The organism is Kaistella soli (genome assembly GCF_019038595.1).
In the GTDB taxonomy this organism is placed as follows: Bacteria; Bacteroidota; Bacteroidia; order Flavobacteriales; family Weeksellaceae; genus Kaistella; species Kaistella soli.
In genome coordinates this window covers 451322-469403 of the sequence record NZ_JAHOPF010000004.1, presented here as the reverse complement: position 1 = coordinate 469403, position 18082 = coordinate 451322, and the positions used below count along the sequence as shown (strand labels likewise).

At 39.7% G+C, this 18082-nt stretch carries 16 protein-coding genes; 4 read left to right on the top strand and 12 right to left on the bottom strand.

The features are described 5' to 3' along the window. Positions 1-34: 34 nt before the first annotated feature. The 3 genes from sufC (at position 35) to KSK37_RS10295 (ending at position 2855) form a co-directional block, all read left to right on the top strand. The gene (gene sufC, locus KSK37_RS10305; protein WP_088359027.1) at positions 35-778 is read left to right on the top strand and encodes a Fe-S cluster assembly ATPase SufC; all 744 of its coding nucleotides are present in this window, start codon (positions 35-37) and stop codon (positions 776-778) included. Positions 779-864: 86 nt separating this feature from the next. Then, positions 865-2172, top strand: a complete 1308-nt coding sequence (gene sufD, locus KSK37_RS10300) for a Fe-S cluster assembly protein SufD (protein WP_217201268.1) — start codon at positions 865-867, stop codon at positions 2170-2172. A 170-nt stretch (positions 2173-2342) separates the two neighbouring features. Next, complete coding sequence (locus KSK37_RS10295) at positions 2343-2855, top strand: hypothetical protein (RefSeq protein ID WP_217201266.1); 513 nt, start codon at positions 2343-2345, stop codon at positions 2853-2855. Between the two features lie 10 nt (positions 2856-2865). Here the strand turns inward: KSK37_RS10295 and KSK37_RS10290 are convergent, their stop codons facing one another. The 8 genes from KSK37_RS10290 to KSK37_RS10255 all read right to left on the bottom strand — a co-directional run bounded on the left by KSK37_RS10290 (position 2866) and on the right by KSK37_RS10255 (position 11919). Then, entirely contained in the window at positions 2866-3372 is a 507-nt protein-coding gene (locus tag KSK37_RS10290) for a tetratricopeptide repeat protein (protein WP_217201264.1), read from the bottom strand. Next, on the bottom strand, positions 3359-4054 hold the full coding sequence (gene prfH / locus KSK37_RS10285; protein ID WP_217201262.1) for a peptide chain release factor H: 696 nt from the start codon (positions 4052-4054) through the stop codon (positions 3359-3361). Before prfH ends, KSK37_RS10290 begins: the two co-directional genes overlap by 14 nt. Before the next feature lie 82 nt (positions 4055-4136). Beyond that, positions 4137-5528, bottom strand: a complete 1392-nt coding sequence (locus KSK37_RS10280; RefSeq protein ID WP_217201260.1) for an RtcB family protein — start codon at positions 5526-5528, stop codon at positions 4137-4139. Between the two features lie 480 nt (positions 5529-6008). After that, positions 6009-8126, bottom strand: a complete 2118-nt coding sequence (scpA, locus tag KSK37_RS10275) for a methylmalonyl-CoA mutase (protein WP_217201258.1) — start codon at positions 8124-8126, stop codon at positions 6009-6011. A 124-nt stretch (positions 8127-8250) separates the two neighbouring features. Continuing rightward, the gene (locus KSK37_RS10270; RefSeq protein WP_088359020.1) at positions 8251-8517 is read right to left on the bottom strand and encodes a hypothetical protein; all 267 of its coding nucleotides are present in this window, start codon (positions 8515-8517) and stop codon (positions 8251-8253) included. Positions 8518-8567: 50 nt separating this feature from the next. After that, positions 8568-9653: a peptide chain release factor 1 gene (gene prfA, locus KSK37_RS10265; protein ID WP_088359019.1), complete on the bottom strand. Its 1086-nt coding sequence runs from the start codon at positions 9651-9653 to the stop codon at positions 8568-8570. Positions 9654-9933: 280 nt separating this feature from the next. Next, positions 9934-10218, bottom strand: a complete 285-nt coding sequence (locus KSK37_RS10260; RefSeq protein ID WP_088359018.1) for a hypothetical protein — start codon at positions 10216-10218, stop codon at positions 9934-9936. A 93-nt stretch (positions 10219-10311) separates the two neighbouring features. Next, positions 10312-11919 carry a fumarate hydratase gene (locus KSK37_RS10255; RefSeq protein WP_217201256.1) on the bottom strand — a complete coding sequence of 536 codons (1608 nt, stop codon included), beginning with the start codon at positions 11917-11919 and terminating at the stop codon, positions 10312-10314. 202 nt (positions 11920-12121) lie between these two features. Here KSK37_RS10255 and fumC point away from each other — a divergent pair, with 202 nt between their 5' ends. Beyond that, complete coding sequence (gene fumC, locus KSK37_RS10250) at positions 12122-13504, top strand: class II fumarate hydratase (protein ID WP_217201254.1); 1383 nt, start codon at positions 12122-12124, stop codon at positions 13502-13504. A gap of 146 nt (positions 13505-13650) precedes the next feature. Here fumC and KSK37_RS10245 read toward each other — a convergent pair whose 3' ends face one another. From KSK37_RS10245 to KSK37_RS10230, 4 genes are all read right to left on the bottom strand, one after another. Further along, positions 13651-15300: a DNA repair protein RecN gene (locus KSK37_RS10245; RefSeq protein WP_217201252.1), complete on the bottom strand. Its 1650-nt coding sequence runs from the start codon at positions 15298-15300 to the stop codon at positions 13651-13653. A 136-nt stretch (positions 15301-15436) separates the two neighbouring features. Further along, positions 15437-16342 (bottom strand): type IX secretion system protein PorD, encoded by a 906-nt coding sequence (gene porD / locus KSK37_RS10240; protein WP_217201250.1) that lies wholly within the window; start codon positions 16340-16342, stop codon positions 15437-15439. A gap of 38 nt (positions 16343-16380) precedes the next feature. Continuing rightward, on the bottom strand, positions 16381-17586 hold the full coding sequence (gene coaBC / locus KSK37_RS10235) for a bifunctional phosphopantothenoylcysteine decarboxylase/phosphopantothenate--cysteine ligase CoaBC (protein ID WP_088359013.1): 1206 nt from the start codon (positions 17584-17586) through the stop codon (positions 16381-16383). A 133-nt stretch (positions 17587-17719) separates the two neighbouring features. Further along, the gene (locus KSK37_RS10230) at positions 17720-18043 is read right to left on the bottom strand and encodes a DNA-directed RNA polymerase subunit omega (protein WP_088359012.1); all 324 of its coding nucleotides are present in this window, start codon (positions 18041-18043) and stop codon (positions 17720-17722) included. Positions 18044-18082 lie beyond the last annotated feature (39 nt).

Below are 18082 nucleotides of genomic sequence, written 5' to 3'. Positions count from 1 at the left end.
ATTGAATTTAAACAAACAAAAACAGAACTAAATTATGCTAAATATCAATAACTTACACGCTAAAATAGAAGACGGCGTAGAAATTTTAAAAGGAATTAATTTACAGATCAACCCGGGCGAAGTTCACGCGATTATGGGACCGAACGGTGCCGGAAAATCCACACTTTCATCCGTGATTGCAGGAAAAGAAGATTACGAAGTAACTGACGGTGAAATTCTTTTTGAAGGTAACAATATCATTGAAGATGCGCCGGAAGACCGAGCACATAAAGGAATTTTCCTTTCTTTTCAGTATCCTGTAGAAATTCCGGGAGTTTCTGTGACGAACTTTATTAAGGCTGCTCTTAATGAAACCAGAAAAGCTAAAGGTTTGGAAGATATGCCTGCAAAAGAGATGTTGGCGCTGATTCGTGAGAACTCGGAAAAACTGGGAATCAAAAGAGATTTTCTTTCAAGATCTTTAAATGAAGGTTTTTCAGGAGGAGAAAAGAAAAGAAACGAAATCTTCCAGATGATGATGCTGAATCCGAAATTAGCGATTCTGGATGAGACCGATTCAGGTTTGGATATTGATGCGCTAAGAATTGTTGCCGACGGCGTAAATTCTTTCAGAAACGAAGGAAATGCAGTTTTGCTGATTACTCACTACCAAAGACTTTTAGATTATATTCAGCCGGATTTTGTACACGTTTTAGCTGACGGGAAAATCATCAAAACCGGAGATAAAAATCTGGCGCTGGAACTTGAAGAAAAAGGCTACGACTGGCTATTGAATTAGTTTGAAATGGTTTGAAAATTTTCGGTTTCTGATTTTTGGAGCCTTAACAAAACAAGCACAAATCAAACATCATCAAACAAATAAATATGGCACTTTTAGAAAATATACAGAATAACCACGCAGCTTTTTTAGAAACCCTGAAACACCGTTTTCTGGATGATCAGAGGGCGTCGGCTTTAAATAAATTCTTTCAGCTCGGAATCCCTACTAAAAAAGACGAGGAATATAAATACACCAACCTGAAAGAGATTTCAGAGAAAAACTATAATTTTTTTCCGAATGAATCCCACAATATTACCAAAGAACAGATTGATGCACTTCATTTAGGTGAAGAAAATTTTGACTGGATTGTCTTTATTAACGGACAGCTGCACAAAGAACTTTCAAAAATCTCCATTGAAAATGTAGAATTCCTTTCCTTTAATTTTGCTTTGAACGATGCAAAACATAAAGAGGTTTTCGAGAAATATTTCAATACAATCGCTGCGCAGGATCTGGCTTTTACCAACCTGAATTTAGCATACTGCAAGCAGGGATTTTTCCTGAAAGTTCCGAAAAATATGGTAATTGAAAAACCGATTCATGTTTTCTATCTTTCTCAGAACCAGGATGAAAATACGGTTTACAACACCCGGAACTTATTAATCGCGGAAGAAGGTTCCAAAATTGAAATTATCGAAAGCCATCACAATTTCGACAGCACTTTTGTTCTCACCAATTCGGTTACCGAAATTTTCACTTACCAAAATGCAAAAGCCGACTGGCATAAAGTACAGAACGACAGTGATACCTCGTATCTCATCGATCATACGTTTGCAAAACAGGAGCGCGACAGTTTAACAACGGTTAACACTTTCACTTTTGGCGGAAAACTCGTAAGAAACAACCTCGATTTCATTCATAACGGAGAGAATATCAACTCTTTCATGAACGGAATTACGATTATCGGCGGCGAACAGACTGTGGATCACCACACCGCCGTTCATCATAAAACCCCGAATTGCGAAAGTTACCAGAATTACAAGGGAATTTATAAAGATAAATCTCACGGAGTTTTCAACGGGAAGGTTTTCGTGGATAAAATCGCCCAGAAAACCAACGCCTATCAGCAGAACAACAATATTTTGCTCAATGAAGGTGCCACGATTGACACCAAGCCGCAGCTTGAAATTTTTGCTGATGATGTAAAATGTTCCCACGGCTGCACCGTTGGTCAGCTGAATGAAGATGCACTTTTCTACCTCCGTGCACGCGGAATTTCGAAAAATGAAGCACAGGCTTTGCTGTTATACGCGTTCGCAAATGATGCGATGCAGAACATTGATATTGAGCCGCTTAAAATAAAAATTTCGAAACTGCTCGCCGAAAAACTGGAAGTAGATATCGAATTTTAAAAATTAAAAACGTGTTTCTGACACGTTTTTTTTTATTTTTAGGGCGGACAATTCGCGCTCTCCGCTCATACTCCTCGGTCGGCAGCTCCACTTCGTTCCGCCGCCTCCCTGCGGGGTAACCGCTGCGATCACGGCCGCGGACCCGTTTTCAAAACAAAACCAGTAATCCAATGAATTTAGAAAATATTACCGATCATCTTGAAGCTTACAAACAGCACGGACAAATTATCGATGCTGCTAACTTCGTCATCAGCACTTTTGGTTTGGAGCATGAAAATTTTGCCGGCTTTGGTTTCCGTCCTGAGCTTGAGCCGAACAAATTGCTTCTTACTGCAGAAGGGAAAATAGGAGAAAGGCAGAAGGTGATGATTCCAAAAAATCTTTTCGATTTCGACCTGAATTTAGTGGTCAATATGCTGGCCCACGAAATGCTGCACGTGCGTCAGAAAGCTCCGGAAAATTTAATCGAAGACAAAAACGAGCGTGAGTTTCAGGCGTATTACGAAATGCTTTTCCATAAAGTTTTTCCCAATGTTCCCGAAGTTTCAGATTTTCACAAAAAATTCTTCGGCGAAAAAGCTTTGGAATATTACAGAAGAATGGGCGAGAACTCCGAATTGCAGGAGAGTTATAAAGAACAAAAATTGGAGATTGAAGCGTTAATTTCCTCAGTCACCTCATAAAAAAGGAGACCTATTTCGTCTCCTTCACTTTTTTAGATTTTGGCATTTTTGATTTTATGAATTTCTTTCGCTCTTTCACTGATTCAAGACTTTCGGAATTGAAACAGTACTTCTCCGTTTCTTTCAAAAAGTACAGTGCGTTCTTGAAACTTCCCCTCATCTCGGAAAGTAAGGCTCTGTAATACATGATGGCGTACTTGTCAATTCCTTTTATCTTTAAAGAATAGTTGATCAGTTTTTCAGCTTCCTGAAAATCTTCGTTATCCAAAAGACATTTAATATAATATTTTGGAGTATTAAGATTGGTCACGTCGTACTGCATTGCTTCTTCAAAATAGAGTTTTGCTTTTTCATAATCTAGGAGCATTTCGCTGTAGATTCTTCCCGTCAGGCACAGCGAATCTGCATCTTCCGGGTCGTAAGAAAGCGCATAATTCAGCGCTTCCAGGCAATCCGGCAAGTTGTATGGATAGTTATCCAAAGCTTCGAAATAATATTTACTTTTAGTTAAGGTCATTTCTGTATTTTTTTAATTCATTTTTCAGTTGATATCTTTCTTTGAAAGATTTTTCCTGATGATTCTTTTTAAAATCGGTTCCCGAAAATGTTCTGACCGGATTTCCACGCTGAACATTCAAATGATTATTCCAGGTTTCCTGCATTTGTTTTTCCAATTGCTGAATATGAAATTCCATTACTTTTTCTTTTAACCGGATAACTGAAAGTTTCTTATTCTCCAGTTGCGAACGCGAATCCTGTACGAAAACGCTTTGTCTGGTTTTCAAATAAGTTGCCCGAACTGCGGTTTCCACTTTATTCACGTTTTGTCCGCCACTTCCCTGACTCCTCGCGGTCTGAAACTGAATATCTTTTTCATTAAATTCAATTTTCTCCAAACCTTTCTGTTCAAAAATCCCGATAAACCAATTGCTCCGTTTGTGAAGTTTCCTGAAAGTGCTTTTTCCAATCCAAAGAATGCTTCCGAGCCAGGATTTTAGAAATTCATTCACGTCTTTTCCTTTTAAAAGTAAAGTCACAGATTTCAAAGTCAGATTTTCATCTCCATTTTCGCGATGAATGATTTCGTAATCGATTTTATTTTGTTTTGCTTCCTCAAGGAAGACCTTCAGAACTTTGGCAACTACCCACTGACATTCCAAAGGTCCTCTTCCCGAGGTGATTTGTATTATTTTGCCCATTGTTTTTTTTTATTGTTGGGTGATGGATGATGGATGTTGGATGAAAATTCTATCAACTAACAACTATAACCTATCAACCAAATTATTTATCCATCCTCACAATTCGAGGTTGGAAAGTTCCGAGAATATCGACCAGTTCACTTTGGGCGTTCATCACTTCGTTGATGTCTTTGTACGCCATTGGTGCTTCTTCGGCATTTCCGCCCATCAACGTGACATTTTTGAGTTTCAATTCTTTTTTAATGTCATTTTGAGTGAAAAGACTTCTACATTGTCCTCTCGAAAAAGCTCTTCCAGCTCCGTGTGAAGCAGAGTTCAGTGAATCCGAATTTCCTTTTCCACGAACGATAAAACCTTTTGCAGTCATTGAACCTGGAATCATTCCCAACTCGTTTTCGTTGGCTGGAGTTGCGCCTTTTCTGTGTACAATCACTTCTTTTCCGTTGTGGATTTCTTTCCACGCAAAATTGTGATGGTTTTCTATTCTGGCTTTCACTCTTCCACCGACTGCTTTTACCAATCTTCTGTGAATATCGTCGTGACAAGCCGATGCGTAATCTCCTGCGAGATTCATCGCCGTCCAGTATTCGATTCCGAGATGCGTATTCAAATCCAGCCAGGCGAAGTTTTGAGCTTCTTTTGGTAACGGACATTGCTCAGTCGCCACTCTCGAATAATATTGAGCGATTTCCGCTCCCAATCCACGCGAACCGCTGTGTGAAAGAATCCCAAGATATTTTCCTTTTGGAAGATTGATTTGTTCGTCTTCTTCCGTAATTTCCACTTCTCCGAATTCCACAAAGTGATTTCCGCCGCCGGAACTTCCCATTTGTTTGATGGCTTTTCCTTTTAATCTTCTCAAAATCGGAATTAAATCGAACGTATCTCTGTCGAAAATTTCGTGATCGATGTGAGATTTGTGCGTTTCATACATTCCGAACTTGGTATGTTCGGCAAGAGCTTTTTCGTATTTATCTCTTGCTCCGTCGAGATATGAAATTGGTGTATCCAAAATACTGAGCGACATCCTGCAACCGATATCCATCCCGACTCCGTAAGGAATCACTGCATTTTCTACGGCGAGAACTCCACCAATTGGAAGTCCGTAACCGCTGTGTGCATCTGGCATCAAAGCGCCTTGCGTTGCAATGGGAAGTTTCAAAGCGGTGTAAAGCTGATTTTTTGCTTCATCTGAAATGTTGTTTCCGAAAATGTTGAAAGTTGCTCGATTTGTGTTGAGCATTCTTTTTTCAGTTTTCTTTGATGAAAGCAAAGCTTCTGCGATTTGTCCGAATGTTAAATCTTTCTCGAAGTTCTCCGGATTCTGCTGGATTTCTTTTAATAAAGATTTCACGTACTGAATATTTTTGGTTGCGAAGTTTCTTTTCATTACTTCTAAAGCGATGTTGACGCTCTGATTATTTGGATAACCTAATTTTAATATATCTTTTCCTTTAAGTTTTAAATTTCCCATTGTTTTATATAATTGATGAATGATGAGAGATGATTGATAGTCTCGCATCGATTATTTTCAACTAAAAATTTAGTTGATTTTTTCTAAACCTTCAAGGTTTCCAAAACCTTGAAGGTTTAGAAAAGAGTTTGTCATAGCCCGGATTGCAGCGGCATCCTTTTTTTGCTTTGGCTTGAAAAAAGCGGTGGCGAAAAAAGATACAGCGGAAAGCCGGATTAAGCTCCTAAAAAAAGATTTTGGGGAAACTGTTTTGAGTCTGAAATATTGCGCAATAAAAAACCCGAAAATCTTGCGACTTCGGGTTTTGATATTTCAATATACTGTTATTCTATGAGTGTACCAAACCACGAAGCCTCGCCTTTGCAAAAGGCAATCCTACTGATATATGTAGATTAAATTTGAACATTGCCTCGTCGTTTTTTAATTGGTTAAACTTGATTTTCAGGTGCAAAGATATTATTTTTTTTGAATTGGCAAATTTTAGCTTAACATTTTCTCTAAAATTTCACACGCCGATTTGGGTAAATTAGTTCCGGGACCGAAAATATGATCCGCGCCGTTTTGATACAAAAATTCGTAATCCTGCTGAGGAATTACACCACCAACCACGATCGTAATGTCGTCTGCACCGAGTTTTTTTAATTCCTGTATAACTTGAGGTACCAAAGTTTTGTGGCCTGCAGCCAAGGAAGACACGCCCAAAATGTGAATGTCGTTTTCCACCGCCTGTTTTGCCACTTCGTCCGGCGTTTGAAACAAAGGCGCAACATCTACGTCAAATCCCATGTCAGCAAAAGCAGTTGCCACAACTTTTGCTCCCCTGTCGTGGCCGTCCTGACCCATTTTGGCAACCATAATTCTTGGCCGGCGTCCTTCGTGGTCTTCAAATTTTTGGGTTAAAGCAACGGCTTTATCAAAGTATTCGTTTTTGCTGGCATTCATGGCGTAAACTCCCTGTATTGTTCTGATATTGGCTTTGTAGCGCCCGAAACTTTCTTCCATCGCGTCGCTCATTTCACCCAAAGTTACTCTTCTTCTTGCTGCTTCAATGCAGATTTCCAAAAGGTTCCCATTTCCGGTTTTGGCTGATTCTTTCAGCTGACCGAGAATTGCACTTACTTTTTCAGCGTTTCTTTCCGTTTTTATTTGGTGAAGTCTTTCAATCTGTTTTCTGCGGACTTCAGAATTATCAATATCCAGGATTTCCAGATCCATCTGTTTCTGGGTGGACTTAAAAGAATTTACTCCAATGATAAATTCTTCTCCGCTGTCTATTTTTGCCTGCTTTTTAGCGGCAGCTTCTTCGATTCTCATTTTCGGAATTCCCGCCTCGATGGCTTTGGTCATTCCGCCTTCTTTTTCCACTTCATCAATGAATTTCATTGCTTCATCAATCATTTGTTGGGTTAAACTTTCAACTAAATGACTTCCGCCCATTGGATCAACGATGTCGCAGATTCCGCTTTCCTGCTGAAGAATAATTTGGGTGTTTCTGGCAATTTTTGCGGAATAATCGGTTGGTAACGCGATAGCTTCATCCAGAGCATTTGTGTGTAGAGACTGGGTTCCGCCCAAAGCTGAAGACAAAGCTTCAATGGCGGTTCGGGTAATGTTATTGAATGGTTCCTGTTCTGTTAAACTCCAGCCTGATGTTTGGGAATGGGTTCTTAATGCTAAAGATTTCGGATTCTGAGGATTAAACTGCGTTAAAAGATCAGCCCAGATTACCCGCGCTGCTCTCATCTTTGCAATTTCCATAAAATGATTCATCCCGATTGCCCAGAAAAAGGAAAGTCGCGGCGCAAAATCGTCCACCTTCATGCCGGCTTTAATTCCTGTTCTTACGTATTCTAGTCCGTCTGCCAAGGTGTAAGCCATTTCGAGAACCGGCGTAGCTCCGGCTTCCTGCATGTGATATCCTGAAATGGAAATGGAATTGAACTTGGGAATATTTTTAGCCGTATATTCGAAAATATCAGCGATGATTTTCATGGAAGGAGTTGGCGGATAAATGTAGGTGTTTCTCACCATGAATTCTTTAAGAATGTCGTTTTGTATGGTTCCCGAAAGTTTTTCCTGTGAAACGCCCTGCTCTTCCGCAGCAACAATATAAAATGCTAAAACGGGCAAAACTGCGCCGTTCATCGTCATGGAAACCGAAATTTCATCCAAAGGAATTTCATTGAATAAGATCTTCATGTCTTCCACCGAATCAATGGCAACACCGGCTTTACCAACATCTCCCACCACTCGCGGATGATCTGAATCGTAACCGCGGTGAGTTGCCAAATCGAATGCAACGGATAAACCTTTCTGTCCGGCAGCTAAATTTCTTCTGTAAAAAGCATTGGATTCTTCTGCAGTCGAAAATCCGGCATATTGTCTTATAGTCCAGGGTTTCTGAACATACATAGTGGAATATGGACCGCGTAAATAAGGTGCAATTCCTGCAGAGTACTCCTTTTCAGTTAAATGTTTTGAGTCTCTTTCGGTGTAGGAAGATTTCAATTCCAAACCGTCTTTTTCGAAATTATACAAAGTGTGCTGTACATAATCCAGAGAAAAATCCGGAGTTTCGGCAAGAATCTTTTTACGCATTGTTCTTAAAAATTAAAAAAGTAAAGTTACAAAATTTAGGCAAGGCATCGTATTTAGAATTGGTATGGGAATAAAAAAAGCCTTCCCAGAAGGAAGACTTTCTTATTTTATCAAATAAAATAAATTATTTTGTGATGTTACCGTCACCGTCCGTAGCATCTTTAGCTGCATCTTTTACTTCAGCTGCACCTTTCTTCATTGCATCGCCTGTAGCGTCAATAGCTTTGCCAGCTGCTGAAGAATCTGAGATAATTGGTAAAGAATCGTTGTCTACAACTACTGCGGTTGCTGTAGAATCTGTCTGAACATCTGTCGCTGCAGTTTCAGTTTTTTTACAGGAAATTAAAGTTACTGCCGCAAAAGCCGCCGCCATAAAAATTGATTTTTTCATAATATAATATTTTTTAATTTCCGCTAATATAGAAAAATCTGAATAAAGTCCTAATAATTGTCTTCTTCGCCTTTCATTTTCTCGGCATTTTCTGCCATAATTACTGCGTCGATCATCTCCTGGATATCACCGTTCATATAAGCGTCCAGATTGTAAATAGATTTATTTACCCGGTGATCAGTAATTCTTCCCTGAGGATAATTATAAGTTTTAATTTTTGCGGAACGGTCACCTGTGGAAACCATGGTTTTTCTTTGTGCGGCAATATCTCCCTGAACTCTCTGCAATTCAATATCGTACAGTTTGGTTCGGAGCATTTCCATCGCAAGTTCACGGTTGGCCAACTGAGAACGCGCCTGCTGACAAACGACTACCATTCCTGAAGGTTTGTGCGTCAGCTGTACTTTTGTTTCTACTTTATTTACGTTCTGTCCACCTGCACCGCCTGATCTTGAAGTCTGCATTTCGATATCGGCAGGATTCAGTTCGAAATCCACTTCTTCCGCTTCCGGTAAAACAGCAACGGTAATAGCGGAAGTATGAACCCTTCCCTGAGATTCGGTTTCGGGAACACGCTGTACACGGTGCACTCCGGATTCGAACTTCATAATCCCGTAAACGCCTTCACCTTCCACTTTCAGTATGAGTTCTTTATACCCTTTAGAAGCCTCACTGGAATCAGTAATTTCATGTTTCCAGCCTTTGGTTTTGAAGTACATGGAATAAGCGCGGTACACATCTTCTACAAAAATAGCGGCTTCATCACCTCCTGTTCCGGCACGAAGCTCAACAATTACGTTTTTGTCATCGGCAGGATCTTTAGGAATCAGGAGAACTTTAAGTTCTTCTTCAAGTCCGGGAATTTTTTCGAGGGCTTCGTTTTTTTCGATTTTTGCCATTTCCACAAATTCTTTATCAGAACCGTCAGCGATAATTTCGTCGGATTCTTCAATGGTATTCAAAGCCTGTTTGTACTGATCGAAAACGGCAACAATTTTTCCGAGGTCGCTGTACTCTTTGTTCAGGGACGAATATTTCTTTTGGTCGGAAATTACATCAGGCTGAATAATAAGGTCTGCAACTTCGTTGTAACGTTGTTTTATTGCTTCGAGTTTGGGTATAAGGGACTTTGACATTTGTAGAAATTTGTGGGTGCAAAGATAGGAAAAAAGCGGAAAAGAATAATGCTCACCGAAGAACAACTGAACGGTCTTATAGCCCGGATTGAAACGGCATCCTTTTGAGCAGCGCAGCGGAGCAAAAGATAGAGTGGAAAGCCGGTGTGGTTTTGAAAGAAACGAATACTGTCTGCTCCTAAAAAAAATCAGATCCTGAAATTCAGAATCTGATTTATATATATTGTTTTGCTTTGTGATTGCTTTTCCCGGAATTCAGGTGGGAAAGCAATGACATCAACTAGTGATGACCGTGATTGTCGTGGCTGTGTAAAAACGGGCCGCGGCCTTTTGGATTACTGTAGACCAATTCTACACCTTCCTGCTCTGTCATTGTTTTTCTTCTCACGTCTTCAGGATCGAAAGGTTTGGTTTTTCCGAAATATTCCATCAATCCGGAGGTTAACCAAATTGGGATTACATACCCGAAAAACATGAAGATACACCAGAATCCAACGAGGAACATCGTTACGAAATAGGCGGTCCAAAGGAATTGGTAAAACGGGAAAAATGCTGATAACATCATTATTGTAATAGATTTTAGGCAAAAGTAGGACATTTTTTGTTTTCGGGCAAAAGATTTCCTGTGATTTTTTGCTATTTAAACTGGTTTTAAACTTTAATGGGCGATAGATGCAAAGAAATCATTTCCTTTATCATCGGAAATAATAAATGCCGGGAAATTCTCGATTTCGATTTTTCTTACAGCTTCCATTCCAAGTTCTTCAAAATCAACCACTTCAACTGATCTGATATTCTCTTTTGCTAGAATAGCTGCCGGACCTCCGATGGAGCCCAGATAGAAACCTCCGTATTTTGCACAGGCGTCGGTTACTTCTTTGCTTCGGTTTCCTTTCGCGAGCATAATCATACTTCCGCCAAGATTTTGGAATTCATCTACATACACATCCATTCTGCCCGCTGTTGTCGGACCGAAACTTCCTGAAGCCATTCCCTCCGGCGTTTTTGCAGGACCAGCGTAATATATCGGGTGATTTTTGAAATATTCGGGCATCGGTTTTCCGCTGTCAATCAGTTCTTTGATCTTGGCGTGAGCGATATCTCTGGCAACAATTAAAGTTCCGTTCAGGCTCAGTCGGGTTTTAATCGGGTGTTTTGATAATTCTGCTAAAATGTCTGCCATCGGCTGATTCAGGTCGATGGAAACAGCTTCTTCCAAATGAGGAGCGGTCTCAGGCAAATATTGTTTTGGATTGGTTTCCAGCTGTTCCAGGAAAATTCCTTCTCTGGTGATTTTTCCTTTAATGTTCCGGTCAGCAGAACAGGAAACCCCCATTCCTACCGGACAGGAAGCTGCGTGACGAGGTAAACGGATTACCCGCACATCATGCGTTAAGTATTTTCCGCCAAACTGTGCGCCGATAGATGACTCCTGGCAGATTTGTTGAACACGCTTTTCCCATTCCAAATCACGGAATGCCTGGCCGCCCATATTTCCTTCGGTCGGGAGATGGTCATAATATCCTGCGCTGGCTTTTTTCACGGCTGCTAAATTGGCTTCAGCAGAAGTTCCGCCAATCACAAGTGCCAAATGGTAAGGCGGGCATGCCGCTGTTCCCAGATCCATAATTCTTTCGCGAACGAAGGCTTCAAGAGATGCGTCATTCAGCAGGGATTTTGTTTTCTGGTAAAGGAAAGTTTTGTTGGCCGAACCGCCTCCTTTTGCAAGGAAAAGGAATTTGTATTCTTCGCCTTTTGTCGCATAAATATCGATTTGAGCAGGAAGATTCGAACCGGAATTCTTTTCCTCAAACATGCTCAAAGGAACTACCTGAGAATATCTTAAATTTCTGTTTTGATAAGTATTGAAAATTCCTTTTGAAATCCATTCTGCGTCTTCAGCTCCGGTGTACACATTTTCTCCTTTTTTGGCAACACAAATCGCGGTGCCGGTATCCTGACAGGAAGGGAGCGCGCCTTCAACTGCAACAGCAGCATTCTGTAAAAGGTTGTAAGCTACGAAACGGTCGTTATCGGTCGCTTCAGGATCGTCGATGATATTGCGGAGTTTCTGCAGATGGGAAGAACGCAGCATAAAAGAAACGTCGGCTAAAGCCTGTTCTGCAAGCAGTTCAAGTGCTCTGGGATCGACGGTTAAGATTTCTCTGCCGCCGAGGTATTCGATTTTTAAATAGTCTGAACTGAGTTTTCTGTATTGGGTGTCGTCTTTAAGAATAGGAAAGGGTTCCTGGTATTGAAATTCCATTTTTTTATTAAACTTTTTAAGAATGTAAAAATACGGATTTTCGGGGGGTTAATAAAATCTATTGTGTATTGATTGATATTTAAACTGGTTATAAATTGTTCTTGTTGACTGAATTGATTAACTTTATATGATAAAAGCAGGTGATGTTTTTCTTCCGAAAAAGTATTCAAAAATTATTATTCCTGATTAAAATTATAAAACAATGAATTACAGAACAGAACACGATACCATGGGCGAAGTGCAGGTTCCGGCCGATAAATTCTGGGCAGCACAAACTGAACGTTCAAGAAATAATTTTAAAATAGGCCCTGAAGGTTCAATGCCGGCGGAAATTATTGAAGCCTTTGCCTATCTGAAAAAGGCTGCAGCGTACACCAATGCTGAACTGGGAGTGTTTTCAGCAGAAAAACGGGATATGATTGCCAAAGTGTGTGACGAAATTTTAGAAGGAAAATTACATGATCAGTTTCCGCTTGTGATCTGGCAAACCGGATCGGGAACGCAGAGTAATATGAATGTGAATGAGGTGATTTCAAATAAAGCTCACGTCAATAACGGCGGAATTTTAGGTGAAAAATCCGAAATACATCCTAACGACGACGTTAATAAATCCCAGAGTTCCAATGATACTTTTCCGACAGCGATGCACATTGCCGCGTACAAAAAAGTCGTGGAACATACTTTGCCGGCTGTCGAAAAACTGAGAAATACTTTAAACGAAAAATCAGAGGCATTTAAAAATATTGTGAAAATCGGCAGGACGCATTTAATGGATGCCACACCTCTGACTTTAGGTCAGGAATTTTCCGGATATGTTGCTCAACTTGATTATGCAGTGAAGGCAATCACCAATACTTTTGATCACCTTCAGGAATTGGCTTTGGGTGGAACGGCTGTAGGAACCGGTCTGAACACCCCAAAAGGCTACGATGTTCTGGTTGCGAAATATATCTCTGAATTCACAGGGCTGCCGTTTGTGACTGCTCCCAATAAATTTGAAGCACTGGCAGCGCACGACGCCATCGTGGAAACTCACGGAGCGTTAAAACAGCTCGCCGTATCACTTTATAAAATCGCTCAGGATATCCGTTTGCTTGCTTCAGGGCCGAGAAGCGGAATTGGGGAAATTTTAATTCCTGAAAACGAACCGGGTTCTTCCATCATGCCGGGTAAAGTAAATCCGACACAAAACGAAGCAATTACAATGGTTTGCGCCCAGGTTTTGGGAAATGACACTACCATTTCATTTGCCGGAACTCAGGGAAATTATGAGCTGAATGTTTTTAAGCCTGTGATGGCTTACAATTTTCTGCAGTCTGCGCAGCTTTTAGGAGACGCGTGTCTTTCGTTCAATGACCACTGTGCGGTTGGGATTGAACCGAATTTGCCGAGAATTAAAGAGCTGGTTGATAAATCCTTAATGTTGGTTACTGCATTAAATACACATATCGGATATGAAAACGCCGCAAAAATTGCAAAAACGGCTCATAAAAACGGAACAACTTTAAAGGAAGAAGCGATCAATCTCGGTTTGCTTACCGTAGAACAGTTCGATGAATGGGTAAAACCGGAGAATATGGTTTGAATAAAACAAAAAATTCAGGGATAAAGTATAAGTTCTGAAATGCTCAAAACTGAAACTGCTCACAACACTTACATTTATTCCGATGATGATTAGAAAGGAACAATCCCGGTAATTGCCGGGATTGTTTTATGCTGTCTGTAAAGTTTTTATTTCATCAGTTCCTTAGCCTGAGAGATTGCCGCCTCGGTAATCTTGCTTCCGGAAAGAAGCTGCGCGATTTCCTGAAGTTTTTCTTCCTGATTTAAAGGAATAATATTCGATTTGGTTTTACCCGAAACTTCTTCTTTGATCACTTTATAGTTTTCATTTCCTTTGGCTGCAACCTGTGCGAGGTGGGTAATAACGATGAGCTGCATATCTTCTGCCATTTCTTTCATTACATTTCCCATTTCTTCAGCTACTTTCCCGGAAACTCCGGTATCAATTTCATCCAGAATTAAAGTCGGAAGCTCATCATTTTCAGCCATCAGTTTTTTAATGGAAAGCATCACTCTGGAACGCTCACCACCGGAAATAGCAGACTGTATCGGTTTTAAAGGAAAACCTGAATTCGCCTGAAATAAAAGCTGAATATTTTCTTTCCCGAAATTGGTAAAGTTCGCGCTGTCCGTAAGTTCTACCTCTATCTTTGCCTTTTCCAAGCCTAACTGTTTCAGTAAAGCTTCAATTTTTTTAATGAAATTCGGAATAGATTTTTTTCGGTTTGCAGAGAGATCTTTTGCCATTTCATCAAGTTGTACGGATGAGGCGGTAAGTTTCTGTTCAATTGCTGCAATATGATCTTCCAGTTCGGCAAAAGTGTTCTGTTCACCCGAAATTTGATTGCGGATTGCTTTTAATTCTTCAATAGAATTTGAACTGTGTTTTAAAAGTAAAGTATTAACCGCATTTAATTTCTGGTTTAAATCAGCCAGGATTTCCGGGCTCGTTTCCATTTTTTCGGCTTCGTCCTGAAGTTCAAAAAGGATGTCTTTAAATTCCAGAAAATTCTCATGGAATCTTTGGTTCAGCAAAGTAAACTCGTGAGATAAATCAGCAACTTTCGACAGTTTTCCTTTCACATCATTCATGGAATCGAGAATTCCGATCTCTTCTGCATCAAGCTTGATAAAAATCTGCGAAAGGTTTTCCGTAATTGTTTCCGCATTTTCCTGACGTTTGACCTGGCTCTGAAGTTCTTCCAAATCTAAATCATCAAGATTGGCTTCCATCAGTTCATTCAATAAAAATGCTTTATAATCGCTCTCTTTATTGCCTTCTGAAAGTTGTTTCTTGAGATTTTCAAGTTCTCTTAGAAGTTTTTTATGCTCGGAAAATTCTTTCTGATATTTAAGAATCAGTGTTTTATTTTTCGAAAGTCCGTCAATGATTCTGAACTGATATTCTTCATCAAATAAATTGGAGGTTTCGAACTGCGAATGAATGTCGATTAACTTGGTAGAAAGCATTTTCAGCGTTTCCAAAGTTACCGGGACATCATTTATGAACGCTCGGGATTTGCCGTTCGGAAGTAACTCACGACGGATAACAGTGTGGTGATCAAAATCGAGATCGTTTTCGTCAAAGAAAGTTTTAAAACCGTCATTGATGGCAAACTCAGCCTCGACAATGCTTTTCACTTCAAAATTCTGGATGGACTTTGCGTCGGCTCTTTCTCCCAAAATCAAACGCAAAGCGCCTAGAATAATTGATTTTCCCGCACCTGTTTCGCCGGTAATCACCTGTAAACCTTTGTTTAAAGTAATTTCGAGCGAGTCGATTAATGCAAAATTCTGAATGAAAATTCTTGAAAGCATGTTGTAAAAACGGATTACACAATTATATTTACGAAGTTGAGAGCGTAAATTTAAGGATTTTAAAGGGGAATTTGAAATGCGGATGCTGAATTAAAATTCAACCTTAATAAATGAAATAAATCGTCACCAACACGGCTTATTTCCACTTATTCCATTTGCTGTCGATATCTTTCGGGGAAAGCGTAACGAAAAGCGATTTCAGATCTGCCATATTCACATTGGCATTGTTCCCGTTACTGAAGAGGTCGAAGATTTCCTGCTTTTTGGTATCTATAAAAATATTCACAGGATAATTCATCTGGAAATTACTTTCATAAGTTTTCAGCTGCATCAAAGCATCAGCAATAATTTTTTTTCCTGAAGCCTGATCCTGCTTTCCGAGGTTGTCCAATCCGGCGCGGTGATAGGTGTAGTAAAGGTTTCTGAGCGTATTTTGCTCCGGTTTCATGATGTTGTCGATCAGTGCGGCTCTGGTTCTCGGGCCTTCGATAAGTGACCAGCCTGCAAATTTCTGATTCTGAGAGTTGCTCGAAATTTTCTGAGCTTTCTCAAACCACTGCTGTCCGCCTCTTACCTTGAAGCTGTCGCCATCGTATCCCAAAATGGTGTACACGTAAAAACTTACCACATCGATTAAATTTTTACCTGAAAACTGCCGGTCATTGAAAACCAGATTTTCATTTTCAGTATAATCAAAACTGAAATTGGTATCATTAATATTGATTAAAGGCGTTTCATACGTCGTGTTAAAAACCGGCCGAACTGCCTGTACAACAATGTTTGCTTTAAAATTACTGCTTCCGGATTTTTCAGTGATCACGATTGCAAAATTGCATTTGATTTTTTCAAAATTCTGAAGTTTTTTTCCTGTCCAGCTTGTATTGTTGATGAAATCGCGCAGATTCTTTTCTAAAGTTTTAAAAACCTGGGTATTGCTTCCGGCTAATTGCTGGGCATTAACCTGCACCGTTGCCAGAAGTTCCTGAGAAAAACTGAGATTAAATGAAAATAAAATAACTAATATCGTAAAGAGTTTCTTCATGTTTGGTATAAAAATTAGAAAACGGAAATTTAGGGATATTATTTCAGAATCTGTTCTTCCACAAAATTTAATATATCTTTTGCCACCTCATTTTTCGGTTTCAGAGGAAATTCTTTTTCTTCTGATTTTGTGAAAATTTTTATTCTGTTCGTATCGTTTTTAAATCCTGCTCCTTCATCGCGAAGCGAATTCAGAACAATCATATCCAGATTCTTTTTATTGAGTTTCCCTTTTGCATTTTCTTCTTCGTTTTGGGTTTCCAGAGCAAAGCCAACCAAAAACTGTTTGGTTTTTCTTTCGCCCATTGTTTTCAGAATATCCGGGTTTTTGATCAGTTCGATGGTTAATTCGTCCTCTTTCTTCTTTATTTTTTCCTTGGCAATTTCTTTCGGTGCATAATCCGCCACTGCGGCACTTGCAATAGCAATGTCTGCATTACCATAAAAATTAAAAACCTGATCGAACATTTCCCTGGCTGAGGTAACCCGGTGGATTTCGATATTGGAATGATTGGATTGAAGCGTGCTCGGTCCGGAAATCAGGATGACTTTTGCACCGCGTTTTGCAGCTTCTTCTGCGATAGAAAACCCCATCTTGCCGGAAGAATGATTTCCGATAAAACGAACGGGATCAATAGCTTCATATGTGGGTCCTGCCGTAATGAGAACTGTTTTTCCAACTAAGTTTTTTGAATTTTTACCTGAACTAAAAAAATCCTGAATAGTGTGAGAAATGGTTTCCGGTTCGGCCATTCTTCCCTGCCCAACCAATCCACTGGCAAGTTCGCCGGTTTCTGCAGGAATAATAAAATGTCCGAAATCTTCGGCAAGTTCAAGATTTTGTTTTGTTGAAGGATGCTGATACATATCCAGATCCATTGCTGGTGCGATAAAAACCGGACATTTCGCGGACATATAAGTTGCGATAATAAGGTTATCACAGATGCCGTGAACCATTTTCCCTAAAGTATTTGCGGTGCAGGGAGCCATTAAAATGACATCCGCCCAAAGTGCAAATTCCACGTGATTATTCCAGGTTCCATTTTCGGAATAGAAATCTGAAAAAACCGGATTTTTTGAAAGGGTCGAAAGGGTAAGTTTTGACACAAAGTTTTCAGCAGAAGGCGTCATCAGAACCTGTACTTCGGCACCTTTCTTAATGAAATCCCTGATCAGGTAATTGATTTTGTAAGCGGCAATACCGCCGGAAACACAGATGAGAATTTTTTTACCCTGAATGGCCATTTCAAATTGAGTTTTATGTGGAACGAATTTAGTTAAAATTTTAGAATTACCTTTTCAGTTCCGTGTGTTAATAAGAAAAAGTCACAAAAGTATGAACTTCTGTGACTTTAATTTTTTAAGTAAAAACTTCTGATTAGTTTTTCTCGTCGGTATTTCTGAAATAAACTTCCCCGTCTAACCACTCCTGAATTGCGATGGATGTTGGTTTCGGAAGTTTTTCGTAATGTTTTGAGATCTCAATTTGCTCTCTGTTTTCGAACACTTCTTCCAAAGTGGAATTGTGTACAGCAAATTCGTCTAATTTATTATGAAGTTCAGAGCGGATTTCTGCGTTGATCTGTTCTGCTCTTTTGCCCATAATTACGATGGCTTCATAGATAGAACCAACTTTTTCTTCGATTTTATCTTTGTCGTAAGTTATTGTACTTAGTTCGGCTTTAGAATCTTTAGCGCTCATTTTCAGTGAATTATTATATTTAAAGTTTGCAAATATACA